The 24,792-nt window shown below is 58.4% G+C and carries 17 protein-coding genes and 1 riboswitch; of the genes, 11 read left to right on the top strand and 6 right to left on the bottom strand.

Going from position 1 to position 24,792, the window contains the following annotated elements:
• The first annotated feature begins 15 nt into the window (after window positions 1-15).
• Complete coding sequence (locus OZX64_RS02580; RefSeq protein ID WP_277173632.1) at window positions 16-861, top strand: patatin family protein; 846 nt, start codon at window positions 16-18, stop codon at window positions 859-861.
• Window positions 862-1,189: 328 nt separating this feature from the next.
• Here OZX64_RS02580 and OZX64_RS02575 read toward each other — a convergent pair whose 3' ends face one another.
• Together OZX64_RS02575 and OZX64_RS02570 are read right to left on the bottom strand one after the other, a co-directional pair.
• A complete protein-coding gene (locus OZX64_RS02575) occupies window positions 1,190-2,086 on the bottom strand; it encodes an SPFH domain-containing protein (RefSeq protein ID WP_277173629.1) in 897 nt (298 codons plus the stop codon).
• Window positions 2,087-2,341: 255 nt separating this feature from the next.
• A complete protein-coding gene (locus OZX64_RS02570) occupies window positions 2,342-3,562 on the bottom strand; it encodes a CrcB family protein (RefSeq protein ID WP_277173627.1) in 1,221 nt (406 codons plus the stop codon).
• Window positions 3,563-3,969: 407 nt separating this feature from the next.
• Here OZX64_RS02570 and OZX64_RS02565 point away from each other — a divergent pair, with 407 nt between their 5' ends.
• A complete protein-coding gene (locus OZX64_RS02565) occupies window positions 3,970-5,382 on the top strand; it encodes an FAD-dependent oxidoreductase (protein ID WP_277173625.1) in 1,413 nt (470 codons plus the stop codon).
• 107 nt (window positions 5,383-5,489) lie between these two features.
• On the opposite strand, the gene OZX64_RS02560 is transcribed toward OZX64_RS02565, so the two are convergent.
• Together OZX64_RS02560 and OZX64_RS02555 are read right to left on the bottom strand one after the other, a co-directional pair.
• Entirely contained in the window at window positions 5,490-6,989 is a 1,500-nt protein-coding gene (locus OZX64_RS02560) for a PLP-dependent transferase (RefSeq protein ID WP_277173623.1), read from the bottom strand.
• A gap of 326 nt (window positions 6,990-7,315) precedes the next feature.
• A complete protein-coding gene (locus tag OZX64_RS02555; protein ID WP_277173621.1) occupies window positions 7,316-10,201 on the bottom strand; it encodes an ABC transporter ATP-binding protein/permease in 2,886 nt (961 codons plus the stop codon).
• 445 nt (window positions 10,202-10,646) lie between these two features.
• On the opposite strand from OZX64_RS02555, the gene OZX64_RS02550 reads away from it, so the two are divergent.
• The 9 genes from OZX64_RS02550 to OZX64_RS02510 all read left to right on the top strand — a co-directional run bounded on the left by OZX64_RS02550 (window position 10,647) and on the right by OZX64_RS02510 (window position 20,610).
• Window positions 10,647-11,912 carry an ABC transporter ATP-binding protein gene (locus tag OZX64_RS02550; RefSeq protein WP_277173619.1) on the top strand — a complete coding sequence of 422 codons (1,266 nt, stop codon included), beginning with the start codon at window positions 10,647-10,649 and terminating at the stop codon, window positions 11,910-11,912.
• A complete protein-coding gene (locus OZX64_RS02545) occupies window positions 11,912-12,679 on the top strand; it encodes an ABC transporter permease (protein WP_277173617.1) in 768 nt (255 codons plus the stop codon). The genes OZX64_RS02550 and OZX64_RS02545 overlap by 1 nt, the downstream gene beginning before the upstream one ends.
• Before the next feature lie 72 nt (window positions 12,680-12,751).
• Window positions 12,752-13,615 carry a TetR family transcriptional regulator gene (locus OZX64_RS02540; protein WP_277173615.1) on the top strand — a complete coding sequence of 288 codons (864 nt, stop codon included), beginning with the start codon at window positions 12,752-12,754 and terminating at the stop codon, window positions 13,613-13,615.
• Between the two features lie 312 nt (window positions 13,616-13,927).
• A complete protein-coding gene (locus OZX64_RS02535) occupies window positions 13,928-14,557 on the top strand; it encodes an NAD(P)H-binding protein (protein WP_277173613.1) in 630 nt (209 codons plus the stop codon).
• Window positions 14,558-14,900: 343 nt separating this feature from the next.
• Window positions 14,901-15,022, top strand: a riboswitch (TPP riboswitch).
• Entirely contained in the window at window positions 15,014-15,949 is a 936-nt protein-coding gene (locus OZX64_RS02530; RefSeq protein ID WP_277173611.1) for a hydroxyethylthiazole kinase, read from the top strand. Its footprint overlaps the riboswitch before it by 9 nt.
• A gap of 279 nt (window positions 15,950-16,228) precedes the next feature.
• Window positions 16,229-16,966 carry a thiamine phosphate synthase gene (gene thiE / locus OZX64_RS02525; RefSeq protein WP_277173609.1) on the top strand — a complete coding sequence of 246 codons (738 nt, stop codon included), beginning with the start codon at window positions 16,229-16,231 and terminating at the stop codon, window positions 16,964-16,966.
• A 184-nt stretch (window positions 16,967-17,150) separates the two neighbouring features.
• Complete coding sequence (locus OZX64_RS02520; RefSeq protein ID WP_277174939.1) at window positions 17,151-18,140, top strand: hydroxymethylpyrimidine/phosphomethylpyrimidine kinase; 990 nt, start codon at window positions 17,151-17,153, stop codon at window positions 18,138-18,140.
• The gene (locus OZX64_RS02515) at window positions 18,130-18,594 is read left to right on the top strand and encodes a hypothetical protein (RefSeq protein WP_277173608.1); all 465 of its coding nucleotides are present in this window, start codon (window positions 18,130-18,132) and stop codon (window positions 18,592-18,594) included. The genes OZX64_RS02520 and OZX64_RS02515 overlap by 11 nt, the downstream gene beginning before the upstream one ends.
• Window positions 18,595-18,627: 33 nt before the next feature.
• Complete coding sequence (locus tag OZX64_RS02510) at window positions 18,628-20,610, top strand: bifunctional hydroxymethylpyrimidine kinase/phosphomethylpyrimidine kinase (protein ID WP_277173606.1); 1,983 nt, start codon at window positions 18,628-18,630, stop codon at window positions 20,608-20,610.
• Window positions 20,611-20,865: 255 nt separating this feature from the next.
• Here the strand turns inward: OZX64_RS02510 and OZX64_RS02505 are convergent, their stop codons facing one another.
• On the bottom strand, window positions 20,866-24,384 hold the full coding sequence (locus OZX64_RS02505) for an FtsX-like permease family protein (protein WP_277173604.1): 3,519 nt from the start codon (window positions 24,382-24,384) through the stop codon (window positions 20,866-20,868).
• 5 nt (window positions 24,385-24,389) lie between these two features.
• Entirely contained in the window at window positions 24,390-24,707 is a 318-nt protein-coding gene (locus OZX64_RS02500) for an ATP-binding cassette domain-containing protein (protein WP_277173602.1), read from the bottom strand.
• Window positions 24,708-24,792 lie beyond the last annotated feature (85 nt).

The raw sequence follows: 24,792 nt of genomic DNA, 5'->3' as shown, positions 1-24,792 counted from the left end.
AAGGAGGGTAAAGAAATGACGAAAACCGCTTTGATCGATGTCGGAGGAGGCTTCCGTTCCATTTACGGGGCAGGCGTGATGGATCGGCTTATGGACTTTAGGCTCACATTCGACAAATGCTACGGCGTATCCGCAGGCAGTGCGAACATGATCTCCTATATCTCCGGGCAACGCGGACGCACGTACACGTTCTATACGAAGTATGCCAGCCGCAAGGAATACGCGAGCGCGGACAACTTCATCAAGCTGCATAATTACGCCAACCTGGACTATATCTACGGCACCCTTTCCAACTCGGATGGTGAATATCCGGTCGATTACCCCGCCTTCGCCGCCTCACCCACGCAGTTCACCGTGGTGGCCTGCGACGCCCGCAACGGCTACGCTCGCTATTTCGACAAATCCGATGTGCATCAGGACGATTACGACATCATGAAAGCCTCCAGCGCGGTACCGGTGGCCTGCGAACCCTACGTCATCGACGGTATCCCCTATTACGACGGAGGCATCGCCGATCCGATTCCCGTTGAGCTGGCGATCAACGAGGGCTACGACCGTATCGTGCTCATCCTCACCCACCAGCGTGACTTCATACGCGAGGCGAAGAAGGACGCCGCGCCCGCAGCGCTTCTGAAACGCTCCTACCCTGCCGCTGCCGAACGGCTCAAGCACCGCTATCGCACCTATAACGAGGAGATGCAGGTCGCCGAAAAGCTAGCGGCAGAAGGCAAGGTGCTGATCCTCGCTCCCGACGACCTGTGCGGGCTCGATACGCTGAGCAAGACCGACGAAGGTCTGGAAGCGATGTACCGCAAGGGGTTGGCTGCAGCCGAGGCCGTACCTGAATTCCTCGCCAACTGACGGCTTGCGCAACGGATTGCATTTTGCTGCTGGGAAACGGACTGTTACGGCACCGCACATGCAGTTTTCCAGCACCGATATGTTCGACAACCGACGATACAACCGACAATTGGCGGCATATAGCGGCATATAGGCAGCATATAGACGTTGGGCGGATTCCTCGGTGAGTGAGGAATCCGCCCAACGCAATGACACGACTTTGTGCCTAAAGCCAAGCAACCCAATCCATGGGGTTCAGCCGTTTATGCTCATGAAAATAGATATACGGTGAAGCCGTTCACCAACCGGCAAGGTCGGGCGCAACAAAGCCAACCTTGCCGATCCGCCCCTACTTCGCCTCGTTGGAGGTGACCATGGCCTTGGTGACCTCGTCGAAGAGCTGCTGGTAGCCGCCGGGCGTGGACGCCGGAAGCACAACGGTCTTGGCGTTGCCCGACTCGCTCAATGAGCGCATCACGTCGAGGTACTGGTTGAAGAGCACCACGTTGTTGACGTCGGCGATGTTCATGCCCACGGCCTGCAGGCTCTTAATCTGGTCGACGATGCCGTTGGCGATCTCACGGCGGTAATTGGCCTGGCCTTCACCCTGCAGACGGGTCTTTTCGGCGTCGGCGGTGGCCTGCGTCTCGATCTGGATGCGCTGGGCATCGGCACGCTGGCGGGTGGCTTCCTTCTCGCGCTGGGCGGCGTTGATGGAATCCATCGCGGTCTTGACCGCGGGGCTCGGGTCGATGGCGGTGATCAGCGTCTTGACGACGGTGAAACCGAACTTCGCCATCTCGCCGCCCACCGTCTTCTGCACGTCGGCGGCGACGTCGTCCTTCTTGGCGAACGCGTCATCGAGCGAGAGCGCGGGGATGGCGCTACGCAACGCATCCTCGACATAGCTGCGCAGCTGGCCCGCCGGATCGCGCAGCTCGTAGTAGGCGGTGGCCACGTTGTTGGGATCGACACGGAACTGCGTGGAGGCGACGACGGTGACGAAGACGTTGTCGAGCGTTTTGGTCTCGAGTTTGACGTTCAGCTGGTTGACGCGCATATTGGTCTTGGTAGCGATGCGGTCGACGAACGGAATCTTGAGATGAATACCGGCCAATTGCACCTTCAGGAACTTGCCGAAACGTTCGATGACGTAGGCCTGCTGCTGCGGCACCACGAAAATACCAGCGATAATCAGCCCAATGATGATAATCAGAACGACAATCAGGAAAATGAGTCCTGCCATATTTTTCCTTCTTACTCTCAACGTTTACGATGACGGCAACAGCAATGCCTCACCATGCGTCATGTTTCAACCACATGGAAAGCATTCTTACCTCAAATCCTATCAGCACCCCCGGTGGCGCCTTTGCGCGACGGTCGACGCCGCCTACACAAAGCCGATGTCTACACCGTCGACGGAGCCCGGGACGATACGTCAGTTTCCTGCCGCATCCGCACTTCGGCAGCCATGCACGGCCGTGACCTGCGGATGTATCATCTAGACAAGCATGCCAAGCAGCAAAAGAGCCAGACCGACAATCATCATGCCGACAGTATGGACGAAAGCCCAACCCGGTTTGCCGCCGAGCATCAGCTTCGCACCCTCCACACTGGCGGTGCTGAAGGTGGAATAACCGCCGAGAAACCCTGATGCCAGAAGGTATTGCAGCGCCGACGTGCCCGCGTGCGTCGCACACCAGCCGACTATCAGGCCCATTGCCAGGCAGGCGGTGAGGTTGACGACAATCGTGCCGCAGGCAAAGGGAAGATGAACGTGGTTGTTAACCCATGCGTCGACGCTATAGCGCGCAAAAGCGCCCAGACCGCCAAGAAACGAGGCGAGGACCAACAGCATCAACGCGCCACCGGTCCGCCAATGATTCCAATCGGCCAGCAGCGCCACAAGGACAACGCAGAAGCAGAGCATGAACGCGGTGCCTGCCAATGGGCGGCGATCGGGTTCTGCGGATTCGCTGAATGCAGCGGGCTCTTCCGCTTCTGCCGATCCTGCCAATCCTGCCGCCCCTGCAGATTCTGCAGATTCTGCCGATCTTGACGATCCTGCCGCCTCAGCCGACCCTACCGACCCTGCCGCTTCTACCGCCCCTGCCGCTTCTGCCGATCCTGCCGCCTCAGCCGCCTCAGCCGACCCTGCCGCTTCTACCGACTCTGCCGCATTCCGAGAGGAAGTAAAGGCATGAGGGACGCCCTTGTCGCCGTATTCAGCCGTTTTGTGAGTCATCTCGACATTGTTTGCCCGGTTCTTGCCGACAGCCCCCGATGCGTTGAGCCGAATGCGGCGTTTACCGAGGGCCTCGCCAAGCGCCAGTCCCAGCATCGCGCACCCAAGTCCGAAGATTACGCTGCCCAACAGATACGACATGGCGATGCCCAAGCGTCCGTCATTGACATGCCTGGCGACCTCAAGCATCAACGTGCTATACGTGGTGTACCCACCGATCAGGCCGGTGCCAAGGCTGAGTCTGGTCACCCTCCACGCGTCGATATCCGGTCCGAGCTGTGCCATGTAGGCCGTGATGAACCCAAGAAGGACGGCCCCGGTGAGGTTGATGGCCATGGTCACCCACGGCCAGGCGGCATCGGCTGGCTGCAGCGCACTCAGTGCCAAACGAGCCAAGGAGCCACAGGCCCCACCTACGACAAGGCCCATCGCAATCATCACCGGCGTTGTTGTTACCGTTTTCGTTGTACCGCCCATAAGCTCTCCTATATCGGTGATTGTACGTCCAGATCCCCCAAGGGCATACGTCCGGCATCGACAAAAAACCACCATTCGCACTCTTGGGAAAAATATCCCGGCAAACCGACGACCGCCTTTGACACATCCAATGATTCATACCATGCCGCATATTTCAACATGTGAGCATTTAGCGTTACGAGAAGAAAGATATGTAAAAAATCGACACATATAGTAAAACTCAGCAAAATGCTTGCCACTATTGCGTTTTACCGCAAAAAATAGCCGAGAAAAATTACTTAAAACGTTTTAACCAATCCACAATCGCAACACAACCGTCGAGTCTTTTAGGTATTATATTTCAAAAGAGAGCATTACCCTTTTCTAAAGTACTACATGACTTGTAGAAATCGTCAGAGGGAGTTGTTATGACTACAGTCGCCGTCATTGGTTGCACACACGCCGGAACGTTTGCTGCCACTTCCATTCTTCGCAATCATCCAGATTGGACGGTGGACGTATTCGAGAAGAACGACAACATCTCCTTCCTTTCCTGCGGTATCGCCCTCTGGGCCGGAAACCATGTCAGCAGCACGGAGAAGATGTTTTACAGCTCACCGGAAGAGCTTGAAAAGGCCGGCGCGCACATGCACATGCGCCATGAAGTCAACGACATCAACGTCAAAGGCAAGAAACTCGACGCCACCGATCTCGACACCGGCAAATCCAAACAATACCGCTTCGATAAACTCGTCATCACCACCGGCTCCTCTCCTGCCACACCGTTTATCCAAGGCCTGCGCGAGGCGCTGGAGAGCGGACGGGCGATGCTGTGCAAGGATTACAACGACGGTAAGCGCATCGTCGAACGCACGAAGAGCATCAAATCGGTCGTAGTGGTCGGCGCAGGATATATCGGTTGCGAGCTCGCCGAACAGCTGAGCACCCGCGGCATCAAGGTCACGCTCGTCGATGCTCTGCCGCATGTGCTCGACAACAATTACGACGAAAACGTCACCGGCCAGGCCGAGGAAGCCTATCGGGACCATGGTGTCACACTGGCCATGAATCAGAAAGTCGTCGCATTCCGCCCCGAAACCAACCGTGACGGCGTTGAGAGTTCCGGCGTCACCGTCGTCACCGAGCTTGGGGAATACACCGCCGACCTGGCCGTCATGGGTGCCGGCTTCGTGCCGAACACCACCCTTGTCTCCTCGCAATTGCGCACGTTGGGCTATGGTGCCATCATCGTCGACAGATACATGCGTGCCGCCACGCCTGAAAACGACATTCTCGATGACGTATTTGCGGCCGGCGACTGCGCGACCGTGCATTTCAACCCGACCAACAGCGACGAATACCGCCCCTTGGCCACCAACGCCATTCGTGAAGCGTTGCTGATCGGCGAAAACATCGAAGAGCCCACCAAGCAATACGCCGGCACACAGGCCACCAGCGCCATCCAGCTCTATGACCTGTCGATGTCTTCCAGCGGAATGACCCTCGATCTGGCCAATCGTCGTCACATCGATGCGCAGGCCGCCACCATACGGGAAAATTATCGTCCGGAATTCATGCTTTCCACCACTCCCGTGACGGCGACCATCGTCTACGAACGCATCACCGGCCGTATTCTCGGCGCCCAGTTTGCGGCAAAGCACGACATTTCCATGGCCGCGAACCTCATCTCCGTAGCCATTCAGGCAGGATTCACCGTTGACCAGCTCGCCGGTACCGACATGCTCTTCCAGCCCAACTTCGACAAACCGGTCAACTTCGTCAGCTCCTTGGCCATGGCCGCTGCAGCCAAGCGCAGCAAGGAGCTGGAAGGCGGAAAATAAATAAAGGGCAGCCTTCCATGCAGACAACGCCTTTCTCATCGATTTGACCCGGTTCGCCAGCATCCATGCACGCAAGCCGGGTCAAATCGTCTTATCCGTCCCATCCGTCAGTAAGCTTGCGCAATTACCCGGTCTAGGTCGGCGATAAGATCTTCGGGCTTCTCCAGTCCGATAGAGAGCCTCAGCAAGTGGTCGTCCACTCCTGCGGCACTTCGGTAGTCACCAGGCACTTCGCGATGCGTGATGCGTGCGGGATTGACGATCAACGAATGCGTGTCGCCGATATTGGGGACGTAGGAAAACACCTTGACGGCATCAACGATACGGTTGATATGCGATTCGTCGCCTTCCATCCGCAAAGAGAGCACTGGCCCGATCCCCTGCGGGAAGTAACGGGCAGCGAGAGCTTTATCGGGACTGGAATCAAGGGAAGAATAATTGACCTGCATGACATGTGGCGATGCTTCCAAATGCCGCGCGATTTCGAGGGCGGTATCGGTCTCCTGACGCAAACGTTGCGGCAGCGTCTCAAGGCCGATCAGCTGCAGGTAGGCGTTGGCTGGCGACATCACAGCACCGAGATTGTGCAGATACTTGATGCGCACGCGTCCGGCGAATGCGGCAGCACCGTAGGCTTCGCTGAAACTTTTCCAGACACCTTTCCGCTCGTCGCTGACGACCAGCTCCCGCTGGGTGAATTGTGGGAAACGCCCGTTGGCCCAGTCGAAATTCCCGGAGTCGACAACCACCCCGCCCAAGGCGTCGCCATGTCCGCTGATGCCTTTGGTGGTGGAATGGATGACGATATCGGCCCCGAACTCGATGGGGCGGAACAAGTACGGAGTTGGCACGGTGTTGTCGACGATAAGGGCGATGCCGTGGCGGTGAAGCATATCGGCAAGCGGCTTGATATCGGTGATGCGGGTGGAGGGATTGGCCACGGATTCGGCGAACACGGCACGTGTGTCGGGCGTAATCTTCGCCTCGACCTGAGCGATGTCGTTGATATCGTCGACGAAATCGGTGTGGATGCCGAACTTGGGGAAGAAACTTTCCATGGCGTCGATGGAGGCACCATAGAGATCTTTCGGGGCGATGAGTCTGCCCCCACCTTCCGCTGCGCAAAGCAACGCGAACGACACCGCCGCCATGCCGGAGGCGAGAGCCACCGCCGAAACGCCACCTTCGAGATCGGCCAACCTGCGTTCCAACGCATCGACTGTGGGATTGGCGCTGCGCGAATACGAAAACCCTTCGATTTCCCCAGAGGAGAGACCGTCGCCGCGGGCCGCGTCGTGCATGGCGAAAGCGGCGCTCTGATAGATCGGCACACTTACCGCGCCGTTGTGTTCATACGGGTCATAACCGGCATGGACGGCACGGGTCTCAAAACCCAAAGACCGCTGCTGCCATGCGTTGCAGGGTTTTTCTCGCCGAAAAACAGAAGCTTGACCATTGTTCTGCTTCGAATCCTCCTGCTTTTGACAGCCCGCCAAGCCCTCTTCGATGTCACCGACCATAGCGCTCCCCCAATGTCCTTCTCGGCTTCGATAAATGGTTGATACCACGTTACCGTCCCACGCCTTCGCCGCCACGCGTCCTGCCATATCAAAAATCTATACGGGGCTCACAATGCCGCCGGCAAGAACGAAATAGCAGGCCGGAAAGATGACGCATCCAGAAGCGAATCACCATGGCCTCATTGCCGCTGTGTTCGGCAAATGTGATTATCTCTGCAATCTCTAATCTCAAGCAGAATTAATCACAAAAAACGACCGGTAATCGTGATTAACTCTGCAATTACTCCAAAGATACAGAGAAAATCACGATATTCGGCCCTATTCCGTGATTTTCTCTGCACCTTCCGTCACAGCATCACAGGTGCCGGCCAAGAACCGGCTGCACCTGTCGCTGACGAAATTCGCGAACCGGACTACTCGGTGCGTAAAGCCGTTGCCGGGTCCTGCTTGGCGGCCTTGCGCGACGGGATAAGACCGCCGATCAGCGTCAGGACCACCGACAGGACGATCAACACGATCGCACCGGTCAGCGGCAAGGCGGCGTTGACCTGGTCGGTGCCCATGAAGTGATGCATCACCGCGTTGCCAGGCACGATCAAGATCAGCGTGACCACAATGCCGATTACCCCGGCACACAGGCCGATGATGCCCGTCTCGGCATTGAACACCGTGGAAACGTTGTGCTTGGAAGCGCCCATCGCACGCAGGATGCCGATCTCCTTGGTCCGCTCGAGCACGGAGATGTAGGTGATGATGCCGATCATGATCGAAGAGACCACCAGCGAGACCGCGACGAAGGCGATCAGCACGTAGGTGATGACGTTGATGATGGTGGTCACCGAGTTCATCATCAGGCCCGCATAGTCGGTGTAGACGATGCGGTCCTTCTTCTTCGCACCGTCGTTATAGCGTTTGATGGCGTCCTCGATATCGTTCTTGGCATCGAAACTGTCGGCATAGATCTTGATGGAACTCGGAGCGTCGCGGCCGATGACGCCGAAATCGGCGAGATTGCCGGAGTAGGTGCCGGTGGACACGTATTGGTTGTAGATCGAGACCAGTACGTTCTCGGGGGCTGTGGCGAGATAGTTGCTGAAGGCCTGTGCCACCTGCTGCTCGCCCATGCCGGCAATCGCTTCTTGCGGGTTGCTGGCAACGGCGGCATTGCCTGCGGCGGCCGCGGCGGCAGCACGCTGTTTGGTGACGTCGGCGGACTGGTTGGCACTTGCCGCGCCCATGCCGCCGGGAGCCTGGGTCATCAGCGTCTTGGCCATGTTCGCCTGGTCCGAGACGGGAAGCGAGGCGACGTAGGCCTTGGCGTTGGCGGCCTTCGTCGCGTCGTCGGAGGGTGCGAAGGTCATGCCGTTCAGGATGTTGTGGGTGCGATCGGCTTGCTGCGCGGCGACGATCTCGCTGGATTTCGCGTGGTCAATCAGCTGGTTGGTGAGCATGCGCGTGTATCCGATTCCCGGTGCCAGCGGCGTGGTCTTGGCGTTCGCATCGGCCCGGATGACGCCCACGACCTTGAGCTTCACCGCGGACCCGGAATCCATGAGTTTGCCGATCTGGTCGGCGTCGTTGCCCACATACTTGTAGCGTCCGTCGGAACCCTTGACGTACTGGTCGGCTGCGGGCAACAATGTCAGCGACTGGTTCATCGCTTTGGAATAATCGATGCGTTTGGTGTCGGTCTTGACCTTTTCACCGCTGTTGAGCCGGTTCATCATGTCGTTGTAATCGGCGGCGGGAAGCAGGCCGAGCTCGTAGACCTGGGTCAGCGGCATCTGGTTGTTCTTGTCGAGTACGAGGACGACCTGATCGCTCGCCTTGGGCCAGTGACCTTTGACCATCCGGTAGTTGTCGCGGATCACCGAACTGATGGGCTGCTTGTCGGCGTGCTCACCGGGCATGATCTCGGCAAACGCATCGGGTGCCTTGTTGGCATCGGTCTTGCCGGTCAGCATCGCCATTTGTTTGGATTGCAGGCTCGAGATATCACCGGAGGACGAGTTGAGCCCGGCGATGGTGCTAGCCGCACTCTGCATGCCTTGCGGGCCGCCGACTTTCACACCGTCAACGTCAACGAGCGTGTCCTTGGAATCGTGAGTGAACACCGAGAATTTGGGGGCGTAGGAATACTGGATGCCGACGTCGCCGACATACTTGCATACGTCGTTGCCCGGTTTGTCGAGGAACTTCTTGAAGGGGCTCAGATTGTTGGTGGTGATGCCGGAGGTCATCGACGAGGCGCCTTTGATGCTGGAATCGTCGGGGTAAATGCCCGTACGGTGTTTGCCTGAGTCGTTCTTCCTGGCATCCGCACTGGCCTGGGCCGTGTCCATGATCTTGTTCATGTCGAAGGTCTGCTCGTTGATCTCGATGGGGTACGAGGTCAGCGTCTCCTTCTGGATGTCGGCAATATAGCGGTTCACACCGGTGGAGACGGAGAGAATCAGCGCGATGCCGATGATGCCGATCGACCCGGCGAACGAGGTCAGAATCGTGCGGGCCTTTTTGCTCTTGAGGTTGTTGAAACTCAGGGCGACCGCAGTGGCAAACGACATCGAGGCCTTGCCCATCGTGCGATGGACGGCAGGCTTTTCGTCGCCCGTTTCCTCGGCTTCGACGGGGCGTGAATCGCCGCGAATCACGCCGTCCTTGAGTTCGACGATACGGTTGGCGTATTGATGGGCAAGCTCGGGGTTGTGGGTGACCATGACCACCAGACGGTCCTGTGCCACTTCCTTCAACAAATCCATGATCTGCACACTCGTCTCGGAATCGAGCGCACCGGTTGGCTCATCGGCGAGGACGATGCTCGGATCGTTGACCAGCGCCCGGGCGATCGCCACGCGTTGCATCTGACCGCCGGAAAGCTGGTTCGGTTTCTTGTTGATGTGCTCGCCCAGGCCGACTTTCTTCAGAGCCTCCACAGCACGTTGGCGGCGACTCTTGCGCGAGACGCCGGAAATCGTAAGCGCCAGCTCGACGTTGGAAAGGATGGTCTGATGGGGAATCAGATTGTAGCTTTGGAAGACGAAACCGACCGTGTGGTTGCGATAGGAGTCCCAGTCACGGTCCTTGTATTTGCTGGTCGACGTGCCATTGATCACCAGATCGCCGTCATCGTAACGGTCAAGTCCGCCGATGATGTTGAGCAGTGTTGTCTTACCCGAGCCGGACGGCCCGAGAATCGCGACGAATTCGTTGTCGCGCAACGTAAGGCTCACATGGTCGAGCGCCTTCTGGACGAAATCGCCGGTCTTGTACTGCTTGCTGATGTCTTTGATCTGTAGCACGAATTTCCCGCCTGCCTCTATGTGCGTGCGCCTTCATCGCACCACACTTCGTCCTGCCACTCTACCCCGACGCACGGCCCGTTCACCGCCGGCAAGCGATGCGGCGACTATTCCGTCTCAGCGTCGAAAAGCAGAAAAACCACCCCAATAATCTGCTTTCCAACGCAGTACGGCAACCAATTGCGTCAAAAAGCAGAAAAGCACCCACAAGAATCTGCTTTCTAACGCACTGAGCCAAGCTGCTGCGTTGAAAAGCAAACTGCCTTGTTGAGCCCCTTCAAACGATGGTGCCGACATACGTCAACCGCAGATGCACCCAAAAGTATGCAAAATCGTGCTTTCCGCTGCATCGAACCAATTGCGCTACGAGGACAGACACCTCACACGTTTATCGCTGTCAGCGAATCTCGTTGTATCAGAAGTAAACAGTGTTAACATCTTTTCTGTGAACATTGTTAACATCAGGCAAAGCGGGACCTCACATGGTCTCGCCATCGACTGCCAAAACCTCAAGAAATCATTCGGCAACCACCATGTGCTCAAGGGCATCGACCTGGCGCTCCCCTACGGTTCGATGCTTGGGCTGCTGGGACGAAACGGCGCCGGCAAATCGACGCTCATCTCGATCCTGACCGGTCTGAGCCGGCAAAGCTCGGGAACGGCCAACGTATGCGGCATCGACGTCAAGCACTCGAAATCCGGCGAACTCGGACACGCAGTCGGGCTGGCCCCGCAGCAGCTCGGCCTCTACCCACAGCTGACCACCATGCAGAATCTCGTGAGCTTCGGCATGGTGCAAGGACTGAGCGGCAGGCAGGCCAAAGCCCGCGCGAACGAATTGCTCGAAGCGTTCTCCCTCGAGACGCAGGCGAAACAGAAGGCATCCCGTCTTTCCGGCGGCCAGCAGCGCCGCCTGCACACCGCCATCGCGTTGGTCCACCATCCGCGCCTCCTCTTCCTCGACGAGCCAACCGTCGGTGCGGATATCGACGCCAGAGCCGGCATTCTCGAGGCTGTCAAGGCCATCGCCGCGCAAGGCACCGCCATCGTCTACACCAGCCATTACCTCGATGAATTCGAACGGCTCGGCGCCGACCTCGCCTTCCTCGATGGCGGACGAATCGTCGAGAGCGGCACACAACAAGAAATCATCGCCCGCCACGCGTCAGCTTCCATCACAGCGACGTTCGAAGGCGGCAGCCAGCCGGAGATTCCCGGATGGACACGGGTCGGCGACCACCTCGAACACCGATTGGACGGCTCCGAACCGGGCGAGGCCCTTACCCAGTTGACCGTCATATCCAACCGTCTCGATCTGCGAATCACCAGCGTCACGACGATGCAGGCCAGCCTCGAAAGCGCCTACCATGCCATCATCGGCAACGACGATGATGCAGACGGCATCCTGAAGAAGAATGAAGGCAAAACCGGGAATCAGGGAAGCCGCGCCGACACCGCGTTCGATAACGGAGCAACCTACGGCATTCCCGACGGCACCAGCGGACACAGCACGAGCCTGGACGAGGACGCCAGAACCTACATCATTGTGCAAGAAGAAACACGGAACATAGCCGGCACCATAACGGAATCGGCCAAAGACACCGAACAATCAGGACATAGCCGCGGAACCAGCGAGGCCAACCACACCACCGGCATTACCGCCACGACCAACACCACAACCGCCACGACCAAGACCAAGGAGAGCAACTGATGAAACTCAAACGCATCGGCGCGGTGACGCGTCTGAATCTCATGCTGCAGGCCCACGACCCCGCGGCCTTCCTCATCGACACCGCCGTGCCGATCATGCTCACCCCGTTCATGGTGCCGGGCATGAAAAACACGCTGCTGGCCGAAGGCTACCGCAACATCAACGGCACCGAACTGGCCGTGCCCGCCTTCGCCATCCTCTTCGCCTTCTTCACCGTCCAGTTCATCGTAGGGATGTTCTTCGACGAGCAGAAATGGGGCACATGGGACCGTCTGCGCGCCTCACCCACACCGCTGGGTCAGGTCGTGGTCGGCAAGATTATCGTGGCCCTTTTGATGGAGGTCTTCCAATTCGTCATCGTGGTAGCGGCGGCTGTGCCGATCGACGGCTATCGCATCCACGGCGACTTCTGGGCGCTGGCCCTGACCGCACTGATGTTCCTGATCATGGTCACACTCTTCGGCGTCGCCATCACCCTGTTCTCCAACTCTCAGATGACCGCCATCTCCGTTTCCGTGTTGATCGGCATGTTCGCCGCATGCGTCGGCGGTGCCATCACCCCGGTGAGCACATTCCCCGGCTGGGCCAAGCCCGTCGCCAAACTCTCGCCGATCTACTGGACGCTGAACGCCATCGAACGCGTCAGCCTTAAAGGCGCGCATGTCGACGACATCCTCAAACCGACGGGCGTCATCGTAGCGGTGAGCGTAGTATTGGCACTGTTGGTTCTGGCAGGATATCGCAGGCAGGCCAAAGTGGACAGATAACGACAGCAGAACGTCCGATGTCCGGCTACCCGATCAGTAGCCGGACATTGTGCGACAGGTAGTGAGGGATGCATGGCAGGCAAGGCCAAAACCGCAAAAACCGGCACAAACAGAGGCACGCTCAACCGGGAAACGCTCTTGAGGAATGCGCTGGCCATTGTGGACGAGGATGGCCTTGCCGCCTTAAGCCTGCGAGCGTTGGGCAAGCGAATCGGCGTTTCCTACACGGCTTTATACCGGCATCTACCCGACAAGAACGCATTGCTCGACGGCATCGCCGAACAAATCTGGCGCGAGACGCTTGCCGGACTTGACGACAAGGAGCCAAGCAAGGAAACCACCGGCGAGGCATGCGGCGCCGAGGCATCGGTGAATCACGACGGCAACGCCGGAAACGGCAACGCTCCCGACAGAACGACCGATACGCTCACCCATACGCCAACAGACACGAAGCCAGAAAAAACATCAGGTGCGGCGGCCAATGCCATTGCCAGCGATTGGAAAAACCATGTTAAGCGCTACGCAATAAAGCTGCACACCACCTTGCTCAGGCACCCCAACGCGGCCATTTTGGTAGCCACTCATCCCATCGATACGTTGGAGCAATATCAGCTGCTCGCCGACGCCATCAAACCGTTCATGCCCGTTCTCGCCGAAAAGAATCCGCCGGACGATCTGCTGGGGCTGATTCAGGGAGCCACCATCCTGACCACCGGCTACGTGCTGGCCGAAGCCGTCGCGCCCTTCGGCGACAGCGAACGATCCAGCACCGACCCTTCAGACGAAACTCGAGAAGAGGCCATGCGCCAATCCCCCGAACTGGCTACGTTGTTGGCGCCTTTGACCGACACCGCCACTCCATGGAGCATGCAGGTCGAATACCGCAAAGCCCTTGACGCCTTGATTTCCGGGTGGGACACCGAGGTCGAAGACTGAAGACGGAAACCACGCTCAGAACGACGGCTCTGACCAGCGCCAGGCGGCTTGCCCGAATCTGTTGCCTGAAGCACCGCTGTCACCGCTGAAAGCCATTCACCCCAAGGCATATTCGCAGTCGGCCCGTTTCACTCGCTTTCCGCGTAATACCAAGGCTTGCAAGACCTATCTACTATCTCACGTGTCACCGGAACACCCAGCATGACGATTGACGTTATAGTGAAAAGTAATGCCGCATACCATAGCGGCGACACACTTCAACGAGATGGACCAAATCGCGTCCACCCGACATCGCAAGCAAAGGAAGCACCCATGAGCAAGAACATCGCAGTCGTGGCCGCCAACGGCAAGGCCGGACGGCTCATTACAGCCGAGGCCGTCAGACGCGGTATGGACGTCACCGCCGTCGTGCGCGGCGAGAACAAAACCGAAGCCCAGCACGCCATCATCAAAGACCTGTACGACCTCACGGCCACCGACCTCGCCGGTTTCGACGCGGTGGTGAACGCTTTCGGTGTTTTTGATCCGGCAAAATTCGACGAATACAGCACCTCGCTGAAATATCTGGCCGATATTCTTTCCGGTACTGACACGCGGCTGCTGGTCGTCGGCGGTGCAGGAAGCCTCTACACCAACAAGGAACACACGGCCCAGCTTTCGGATTCGTTCCCCGACACCATCAAGGGCGTGCCGCTGGCAATGGGCAAGGCGCTCGATGCGCTACGCCGCCGCGACGACGTGCACTGGACCTATATCAGCCCTGCCGGCGACTTCCAAGCCGACGGCGAGCGCACCGGACATTACGTGCTTGCAGGCGAGGACTACACCACCGACGCGGACGGCAAAAGCGCCATCAGCTACGCCGACTACGCCATCGCCATGGTCGACGAAATCGAAACCGAGCATCCGCATGACCGCGAGCGCATCTCCGTGCGCTGGTAAGTCTCCGACAACCCGACTTTCAACCAAGCCGCACCCAACACGACAACCGTGAACCGGAGACATCGGCACCATGGCCTCGATTATGGGTTTGCGGCTTGATTAAGGGGAAAAGCCGCAAACCCATGATAAGCAACCTCTTTATTCGGGGTTTGCGGCATCGGTATATTTCAAAGCCGCAAACCCATGATAAACGACCCATCCATCATGGGTTTGCGGCTTAATGCTGTTCAAATGCCGCAAACCCATGCCGCACGCGTTTTCAGAATCCCACACAAAGCGTCGGCCATCCGCACGCGAATAGGTGCCACAATCTCTTGTCCAATGAAGGACATAGCGTCTTGAGCTGTAAGTGCAGGGGAACCTGCGAAGCCGCTGCGGCGGTCACGCAAGTTGAGACGGGCACAATGCTCGACCCTTGGAACCTGTTGGTTAATACCATCGTAGGGAGACGCGAATATGGTCAATGACGCATACTCATCAGCAAACAGCAATCTCAGTAATCTCAACGATTTGGCGGCGAACGACCCGTTGCGCGAGCTCATTCGCAAGGCCGCGCAGACGGTGCGCGACACCACGCCACTGGCCCAGTCCTTCACCAACTTCGTGACCATCAATCTGGTCGCCAACGCCCAGCTGGCAGCGGGCGGCACCGCGGCGATGAGCTTCCTGCCTGACGACATCGCGGGCGGAGAAGCGGCAAGCGGGGCCAGCTATATCAACGTGGGCACGTTGCTGCCGTTCTACAAGGACGCGTTGGCCCAGATCACGCAGAAATTCCACGCCGATCGCCATCGCTGGGTGTTGGATCCGGTGGCTGCGGGAATGGGCACCACACGCACCGCCATTTTGAAGTCGTTCAAGGCGGCCCCGCCGACCATCATCCGCGGCAACGCTTCCGAGATCATCAAACTGCGCGAGATGTGGGAGCTGCCGCTGGATGAGGATGCCGTGGATGGCAAAAAAGACGCTTCAAAGCAATCCAGCGGACCGGTGGGTGTGGAATCCGCCGATGACGTCGAGGCGGCCGAGGCCAGCGCCAAGGCACTTGCACGGTTCATCGCCAAGTCCGACGCACAAGGCCAAGGCGCGGTCGCTGTTTCCGGCGAAACCGACCTCGTCACCGACGGCGAGCACACCTATCGTCTGCCCGGCGGCAGCGCGATGATGACCAAGATCACCGGAGCCGGCTGTTCGCTTGGCGGTGTGACCGCAACCTATCTGGCCGTTGCCGATCCTCTGACCGCGGCACTGTCCGCGAGCGCCCTCTACAACCGTGCCAGCGAGACCGGCGAGTCCAATTCGCACGGCCCGGGTTCATTCCAGGTCGCCTTCCTCGACGGCCTGTGGTCGACCACACCCGAGCAAATCGCCGCCTCACCAATCTTGGCGTAGGCGGAAGGCTTCCAATCCGCACGAAACAGCGTTGTTGGAGGCAAAGATGCTAGCAACCTGCCTCTAACGCAACGGCAAATGTACATTCCGCATGGGTTAGAGGCAGAAAGCCTGGTTTCCTGCCTCTTGCCCGATGTCAAATCCTTTTTCGTGGGATTAGAAGCGATCAGCAGCGCCTTCCAGTCAACCGCATAAATCCGATTCGGACAATCCGCTGCGGGCCTTTGCTCTCCAGCACCAACACCATCACTGATATTTCAAAGAATCGAGCCAATCATCATGACCATCAACAATCCATCATTCGCCTCCATGCGCAAGAACTTCGACCTGAGTTCCTACCTCGTGCTCGGCCCGGCAGACACCAAATCGCGGCCTGTCCCCGACATCGTGCAACAGGCCTTGGCCGGTGGCATCACCTTCGTCCAGATTCGTGTCAAGCCCGGAGACGCCAGAGACATCACCGAAATCGCGCGGCAGAGCGCCGAAGTCATCGCGCAGGCCGGTGCCTCGCAATCCGTGCCGCTGGTCATCGACGACCGTGTGGATGCCGCCTGGCAGTGCCGGGATATGGGCATCAAAGTCGACGGCGTGCACATCGGACAGGACGATTTGAATCCGACTGAGGCACGCAAGCTGCTCGGACCGGACGCCATCATCGGCTTAAGCTGCAAGGTGCTGGACGAAGTGAAAGCCGCCAACGCTCTGCCCGCCGACACCATCGACTACATCGGCGCGGGCCCGTTGCATCCGAGCACCACCAAACCCGACTGCATCGTCATCGGTGCCGACCACCAGCGCCACACCCAGGACACCGAATCCATCAACGCGCTGTGCCGTGAATCGAACTACCCCATCGTCGTGGGCGGAGGCGTGAAGCTGGAGGACCTGCCGGACCTGGCCCAGACGCAGGCTGCCGGCTGGTTCGTGGTCTCGGCCATCGCCGGAGCAGACGATCCGGAAGCGACCACCAAGGCCATGGTGGATTCGTGGAACACCTCGCGCTCGAAACGTGGCTGAAATGTCGCGGCACACAACACAAAACCGCAAACACAAAATGGCAAAAAACCACTGTTCGTGCGGTACCGATACAGGAACGACAGCCGAAACAGGTGCAATATCTGCAACGACGAAGACATCCGCAACAACCTCACCACTGGTTGGGTCTCGTTCGTCAAGCGCTTCCGGCGTTCACCCGTACCGGCTGCCGGCAGTGCTGTCCATCGCAGGAAGTGACTCGTCGGGCGGAGCCGGAATACAGGCCGATCTCAAGACGTTCATGGCCTTCGGCGTGTACGGGATGAGCGCCATCACCTCGTTGACCGCGCAAAACACCACGGGGGTGCGGGCCAGCGCCGCCACCTCCCCTGAGCTTTTGGCCGCGCAGATCGACGCCGTATTCGAGGACATTCGGCCGGATGCCGTCAAAATCGGTATGGTGCCCAGTGCTGAGCTGATCGAGGTCATCGCCGAGCGACTCCGGCATTTTCACGCCACCAACATCGTGGTCGATCCGGTCATGATCGCTTCCAGCGGCGACCGACTGAGCAGCGCAAGCTCCGTTGATGCGCTGTGCATAGAGCTCCTGCCACTGGCCACGTTGGTAACTCCCAATATCCGCGAAGCCGAAACCATCGCGAATCTTGGGGCGCAATATCCCCATGACGATGGCTACACTATCGCTGACACGTTGAGAACAGTCGATTTGAACAACACGGACAATAACGCAGAAACCGCCAACACAAACAATGAAGGCAACACTGCGAAGCCAATCAACGCAAACAACACGACTGCCAGAAAAATTGCCAAACCGTGCGACGCCACGTCAACCCATAAGCTGACCATTGGCGACGAGGCAAGCACCATCAAAGCCGCTCAGCGGATATCCGAACGCTGCGGCGGTTGCGCGGTGCTCGTCAAAGGCGGACACCGACAAGGCGAGGCAAATGACCTGTTGCTCAACAACGGCGAAATGACTTGGTTCCGCCATGCCCGCATCGACAATCCCAACACCCACGGCACAGGCTGCACGCTTTCCAGCGCCATCGCCGCCGGCCTTGCCAAAGGGGAATCGTTGGCACAGGCCGCGCAGAGCGGGAAGAACTATCTCACCGGTTGCATTGCCGCCGGCCTTGACCTCGGAGCCGGCTCGGGTCCGATGGATCACGCGTGGCGCTGGCGCGATGAGCAATGAACGCATCCGAGAACAGTTAGCTTGGCGTATCAGGAGACCAATGACATCAAGCCACAACAACTGTCAGGAAACCAACACTATTCGCAAAACAATGACACCAAGACAGCCCAACCGTCAAAAATCCAACACTATTCGCCAAACAATGACACCAAGCCAAACCAACCGTCAGGAAACCAGCACTATTCGCAAAACAATGACACCAAGCCAAACCAACCGTCAGGAAACCAGCAATATTCGCCAAACAATGACACCAAGACAGCCCAACCGTCAAAAATCCAACACTATTCGCAAAACAATGACACCAAGCCAAACCAACCGTCAGGAAACCAGCAATATTCGCCAAACAATGACACCAAGACAGCCCAACCGTCAAAAATCCAACACTATTCGCAAAACGGTGACACCAGGGCAAACATCAGCCGTCCATCATCCAGTAACATTCGTCAAATCATGACGCTGAAACCTTGAGACAACAGGAGCGTTCCCTATGAGCAATCCACAAACCAACATTGATACCAGCACGAACACAAGCTGCGACGAGGCCACCGCCCAACTTCTTGCGATGCAGAAGCGCTACGACAACGATCTGGGCCGCGCCAAGCCCTCGCGCCTGCGCGTGCTCTCCATCGAGGGCTCAGACCCGATCGGCGGAGCCGGCACGATGGCGGATATGAAGGCGTTCACCGCACAAGGCGTCTTCGGCTACGCGGCGATGACCAGCATTCTGGCGCAGAACACGCAAGGCGTCACCGACATCGTCAACGTCGAGCCGTCGTTTCTGCTCGCACAACTCAAGGCGGTGAGCGACGACGCGGATATCGATGCCATGAAAATCGGTATGCTCGGCACACCGGAACTGGTCGACACCGTACGTCTTTGGCTGGTTGCGCTGCTAGACGATTACAGGACTCGCGGCAAAGCCAAGCCAACCGTCGTGCTCGACCCGGTGATGTACGCAAAGTCCGGCGACAGCCTGCTTACCCCGGAGGCTGAGCGGGCGCTGGCGACGTTGGTCCCTATGGCCGATATCATCACACCGAATGCGATGGAACTGGCCGCACTGGAAATGATGGATGACGATACAGCATCAGACCATGATGCCGTCAGCGCTGCCACAGACAAAAACAATGTTGGAAGCACGCTCAACGGCGGTTCTTCGGCGTCTGAACAGCGACAGGAACCCAGACACGCCAACCCGCAAGCCCCACGTACATACTCGGAAATGGAAACATTGGCAAAATCCGTCGCCACCCATTTCGGTGTGGCCGTCTACGCGAAAGGCGGCGCCCTGGCACTCAGCGGCAACAGCGAATGCACCGATATCCTCGTGGTGCCGACGCCTGGGGGTACGGCCGCAGACACCGCCGCAAAACCAACAGGCGCGGCAACATGCAAGACCACGCCATCGCCATCCGGCCCGAGCACAGAATCCGACAACGATTCACCTGCTGATGCAGCTAACCTCGCGTCGGCGGCACAGGATTCATGCACGTCCAAATCTACGTCCCTACCGCGGAATGCACGCATGGCCCGCACCGCATCCGCCGCGTACAACCTCCCTACACCAGATATTTCGGTCGCCGTCACGCGGCTTGAGGGAGAGGCCGTCCCCACCAAGAACGTGCACGGCACCGGCGATACGCTTTCCAGCACGCTGGCGGCCTTGCGACCGCAGTGCGGCGATTGGGTCGAAACCGCGAAACGGGCCAAGGCGTGGATGACCGGTGCCATCGCAGCCGCCGACGGCCTGCATGTCGGACGCGGGCACGGGCCTGTCGATTTCACCTGGCAGCACTCCCCTACGGGTTTGAGCTTTACCGAGGATTATTGGCGTCGCTCTACCGAAATCCGCAAACGCATCGCCACGATGCCGTTCCTTGAACGCATGCTTGACGGAACGCTGCCGCTCGAGGATTTCTCGTTCTACCTGCATCAGGACGATATCTACTTGACCGACTACACCTCGCTGCTGGCGCTGGCGAGCAGCCGCGCCGCCGACCCGCACGAACGCGCGTTCTTCGCCGACGCCGCCTCGTACGGTCTTGAAGAAGGGCTGACATTCCACAGGCAATGGTATCGGGAGCATGGTTTCGGCGTCGAACGCGCGCCGATGAGCGAGACGACCGCCGCTTACCTCGGCCACGAACATCGCTTCACCGACACCGGTTCATACTCGGCACTGGTAGCCGTGGTCATGCCATGTTATTGGGTCTATTCCGTGGTCGGTCAGGAAATGGCGCGGCAGGTGCGCGAACGTCGGCTCGACCTCGACCATCACCCCTACGGCCTGTGGATCCGCATGTACGCCGACCCCGGTTTCGCCTCGCGCACGCTCGAGGAGTTGCGCATCTGCGACCGGCTCGCCGCCGACGCCACCATGGCCGATTACCGCCGGATGATGGACGCCGCCCTAGGCTCCACCGAGCACGAATACCGCTTCTTCAACCAAGCGCTTACCCGCCACGCGTGACTAATCGCGCATAGCCTTACCATCCGCACAACCACAGTGTTCCGTCGGAAAAGTGCATCTAAGGTCGGCAAAGGTGCACTTCTTTGACGCCACCGTCAAAAATGTGCACTTTAGACCGACCAGAATGCATGTTTTTGACACTGGCGTCAGAAATGTGCATCCACGCCCCGCTCAAACGCACTTTTTTGACGGGAACCCGCGAAGCAACACAGGATAAGTACGGACCTATGCCGATGCACACAGCTTGGCGCACTTTCAGTCCACGGACTTGAGGGCCTCGAGCATATCGAGGTGCTTGAGTTTGGTGTTGACGAAGAACCCCAGTGCGACGGTGATGAGGCCGACCACGACCAGCGGCACCACGAACGGCAACCAGCCGATTGACTGGTCGAACATGACGTCGTCCGGCGGGACGGCGGTGATGATGTAGCGGTGCAGCCAGATGCCGAATCCGTAGCCGACGACGATGCCGAGCAGCGAGAGCAGAATCGTTTCGCGGTAGATGTACATCGTGGTCTCGCCGTTGTAGAAGCCCAGCACCTTGACGGTGGAGAGCTCGCGGATGCGCTCGGAAACGTTGAGGTTGGTGAGATTATAGAGAATGACCACGCCGAGCATGGTCGCCACGATGATCAATACCCACATGATCTGGTTGAGGGCCTTGACGACGACATCGATCTCATGCATCAGCGTCGTGTTCTGCACCACGCCTTGTATGCCGCCGATGCGCATGAACGAAGCCGATGCCCGCTTGGTGTTGGCCATGCTGCCGTCGCGCAGGGTGACCATATAGGCGTTGGTCTGGTAACGCTGCCCGAAAACCGTGCGATAGGCTGCCGGGCTCATCACCATGAAATGGCCAAGATACATCTCGCAGATGCCGGTGACCTTGACACGGTAGGTCTTGCCGGACCCGTTCTGGAAGTCGATGGCGTCGCCCTTTTTGGCATGCACGAGGTTCGCAAAACGCTCGGAAATCACGGCACCGTTCGAATTCAGCGAAAGCGGATGGTGGCCACGGCGAGTGTTGAGCTTGATGTAATCGTTGAAAGTCGCGGTATCGCGCGGCACGAGCATGGTGACGGACTGCTTGTCGCCATTGCGCCCGGCGACCTTGCTCACGGACTCGTAGTGGACGGGCAGAGAGCGTTTGATGTCCGATTTCTGAAGGCGACGATCGATGGCCTTGGCTTGCTGGTCGGTGACATGCGCGTTCTGCGCGGCGATGAGATTATAATGCATCACACCGCCGAACTGGTGCTCGTTGATTCCGGAAATCGAACCCTGCACCGCAAATCCTGCCGTCAGCAGCGCCACCGAGCCGCACACACCGAAAATGGTCATGAACATGCGCTGCTTGTAACGGAAGATGTTGCGCGCGGTCACCTTGTGGGTGAAGTTCAAACGGTTCCAGATCAACGGGATGCGCTCCAGCAGAATCTTGGAACCGGCGCTCGGCGGTTTCGGCAGCATCAGCGCGGCAGGCCGTTCTTTGAGTTCACGCGCGGCGCTCCACACTGCAGGCACTACAGCGCTCAACAGGGCCAAGGCAAAGGCCAGCAACGTGACCTGCCAATGGAATCCCATATGAATCATCGGCACGTTGAAGCCGACCTTGTAGGCGTTGTAGACAATGATCGGCAAGAGCGTGTGGCCGGCAAAAATGCCGATGATCGCGCCAAGAATCGAAGCGACGAAACCGTAGATGACGAATTTCTTCATCACGTCACGGTCTGAATAGCCCAGCGCCTTCAACGTGCCGGCGTTGATGCGCTCCTCGTCGACGAAGCGCGTCATCGTGGTGAAGGTGACCAACGCGGCGACCAGATACATGAAGTACGGGAAGATGCGCGAAAGCGAGTCAACGATCACGGAGATCGAGTCATAGATCTTGTAACCGTCGCTGCCCGGGGTCTCACGCTTGGAATCCACGGAATAGACCGGATCATCCACAGCATTCAACATGGCGGCGGCATCGTTGAGCTTGCGCTCGGCGTCTTTGATCTTACGTTTCGCTCCCGGCTCGGCCTGATCGAGCTGGGCTTTGTTGGTGTCGTACTCGGCGGTTTTATTGCTCAGTTGCGTTTGCGCGGCGTCAATCTGCGCTTGGGCTTGCTGCTGTTTGGAAGCAAGCTGCTGCTGGGACTGCCGAACTTTGGTGCGGGCCTGCGCAAGCTGCGTCGCCGCCTGATCGAGCGTTGTTTTGGCCACCGACAACTGCTGCTGCTTTTGGGCAAGCTGGACATTGCCCGCATCCGCTTGAGTGCGTTTGGCGTTGAGTTGCGTCTGAGCGGCCTGGATTTGGGCCATGCCAGGCTTGTAGGTTCCGTTGAGGAAAGCATCGCGGCCCTGCGTCACCGCTGCGTATTGTTGCGCGATTGCGTTGGCCTGGGCTTGAAGCTGCTGCAATCGTGCGTTGAGTTGGGTGAGCTCACCAGCCAATTTGGCCTGATCTTCAGGAGAAAGTACGCCACTGTCCAATTGCTTCTGAATGGCGGTGATCTGCTGTTGCAAAGCAGCGATACCCTGATTGGCCTTCTGCTGCGCGGCCGTTACCTGCAAGAGCGCATCATCGGCCTGCTTCTTACCCGCCGCGAGTTTGGCCGAATTATCGTCGATCTGCGCCTGCCCGGCTTTCAGCTGCGTATAGGCGTCGCCGACCTGCCCAGTCGCCGTCGCAATCTGCGCGGCCCCTGAATCATACTGCGCTTTGTTGGCATCGTATTCCTTTTGCCCTTGCGCAATCTTGACCTGGGCAGCAGAAATCTGACGCTGTGCCGAAGCGACCTGCGTGGCCAGCTGCTGCTTGGAATCCGCCAGTTGCTGGTTGCCGTTGTCAAGCTGGATTTTCGCATCGGCCAGCTGCTGCCGAGCATTCTCGAGCTGGGTTTTGGCGTCGTTGACCTGCGTTCGCCCGGAATCGATCTGCGACGTGACCTGTCGCTCTATGGCCTGCCGCCGTGCCTTGGGACGTCCGGCGAGAATCCTGTCGAGCGCCTTTTTATGTACCTGCAACGCGTCATTATACGCAGCGGAATAATGGTCCCGCATATGGTCAAGGTCGGTGTAGGTCAACCTCGCCATCATATAATCATCGGATTGGAAAGCGCTCGGCGCCACCACCGCGTACCCGTCCAACGAGCCGGATCCGGAGGTCGAAGGCCCGCTGTTCACGTGACTCAGGATTTCGGTGGAATCCACGACTCCTACGACTTTGAAACGGTCGTGGCGCAGCGCCTTACGTCCCAGCGCATCCGCCTTTTCGCTCACATGCATTGTGGAACCGATGGGATATTGGCCTTGGTGTGACGAGTCGATGGCCACCTCACGCGACGTCTTCGGCATTCGTCCCGTCACCACATGGTAGGTCGAGACTTCTTTGGGCGCGGAAAGTATGCGGATGCTCTCGTCACTATGCGCCACGACGACATCTTTCAAGTATCCGTATTCGATACGCGAGGCTCCGGGCGCCTTGTCGATCTGCCGGCAATCGTCCTTATCAAGTCCATAGCTCGAAATCACATTCAGATCGGCCAGATGGTGCTCGGCAAAGTAAGCGTTGCCGGTGTCACGCATATCAGGCCCGGATACCATGAGGCCGACCAGCGCGTAGGAGCCCAGCGCCACCAAGCAGACAATGGAGAAGAATCGACCTTTCGATTTCGAAAACGCCTGCCAGATGTCGTGCCACAGCATCCGTTTGGAGGCGTGGAATCGGGCGGCGTCCGCAGTGCTCTGCCCGGAATCCGAACGCATCGTATGTTCGTCCGCCATATCGATCACCATTCGTCGCCGTCGATGCCGTCAAGGTTCGCAAGCTCTTCGATGGACTGCACCCTGGTGTTGCGCATACGGATGACGCGGTCGGCGTTGGACGCGATGTCAGCATTGTGGGTGGCGATAACCGCCTGATCCGTCTCGCAGGTGTCTATGCCGGCCAAAATCTTCAAAAGTGCCGCTTTTCCGGCATTGCAAGCCCCAAGGATAACCGCCAACTCACCTTGGTCGACGGGAAACGTCACGTCGTGATTCGCATCAATGGCGGTTTCACCAGTTCTGTATTGCCCCGCCTCTCCCATAACGCCGATATATGCCATTCGAACCGCCCCCACAGCTTGATTCGCAGTTCCGATAACGACGGAAAAACTGCGCTTATCTATCGATCATAACGGCCTGCAAGGA

It is taken from the genome of Bifidobacterium sp. ESL0704 (assembly GCF_029392075.1).
GTDB lineage: Bacteria > Actinomycetota > Actinomycetes > Actinomycetales > Bifidobacteriaceae > Bifidobacterium.
This window is presented reverse-complemented; position numbering and strand designations above follow the sequence as displayed.

Bases quoted from the DNA above. Each gene is read 5' to 3' on its own strand.
- OZX64_RS02580 (WP_277173632.1), top strand. From the start codon at position 16: ATGACGAAAACCGCTTTGATCGATGTCGGAGGAGGCTTCCGTTCCATT.
- OZX64_RS02575 (WP_277173629.1), bottom strand. From the start codon at position 2,086: ATGGCAGGACTCATTTTCCTGATTGTCGTTCTGATTATCATCATTGGG.
- OZX64_RS02570 (WP_277173627.1), bottom strand. From the start codon at position 3,562: ATGGGCGGTACAACGAAAACGGTAACAACAACGCCGGTGATGATTGCG.
- OZX64_RS02565 (WP_277173625.1), top strand. From the start codon at position 3,970: ATGACTACAGTCGCCGTCATTGGTTGCACACACGCCGGAACGTTTGCT.
- OZX64_RS02560 (WP_277173623.1), bottom strand. From the start codon at position 6,989: ATGGCAGGACGCGTGGCGGCGAAGGCGTGGGACGGTAACGTGGTATCA.
- OZX64_RS02545 (WP_277173617.1), top strand. From the start codon at position 11,912: ATGAAACTCAAACGCATCGGCGCGGTGACGCGTCTGAATCTCATGCTG.
- OZX64_RS02540 (WP_277173615.1), top strand. From the start codon at position 12,752: ATGGCAGGCAAGGCCAAAACCGCAAAAACCGGCACAAACAGAGGCACG.
- OZX64_RS02535 (WP_277173613.1), top strand. From the start codon at position 13,928: ATGAGCAAGAACATCGCAGTCGTGGCCGCCAACGGCAAGGCCGGACGG.
- OZX64_RS02530 (WP_277173611.1), top strand. From the start codon at position 15,014: ATGGTCAATGACGCATACTCATCAGCAAACAGCAATCTCAGTAATCTC.
- thiE (WP_277173609.1), top strand. From the start codon at position 16,229: ATGACCATCAACAATCCATCATTCGCCTCCATGCGCAAGAACTTCGAC.
- OZX64_RS02515 (WP_277173608.1), top strand. From the start codon at position 18,130: ATGAGCAATGAACGCATCCGAGAACAGTTAGCTTGGCGTATCAGGAGA.
- OZX64_RS02510 (WP_277173606.1), top strand. From the start codon at position 18,628: ATGAGCAATCCACAAACCAACATTGATACCAGCACGAACACAAGCTGC.
- OZX64_RS02505 (WP_277173604.1), bottom strand. From the start codon at position 24,384: ATGGCGGACGAACATACGATGCGTTCGGATTCCGGGCAGAGCACTGCG.
- OZX64_RS02500 (WP_277173602.1), bottom strand. From the start codon at position 24,707: ATGGCATATATCGGCGTTATGGGAGAGGCGGGGCAATACAGAACTGGT.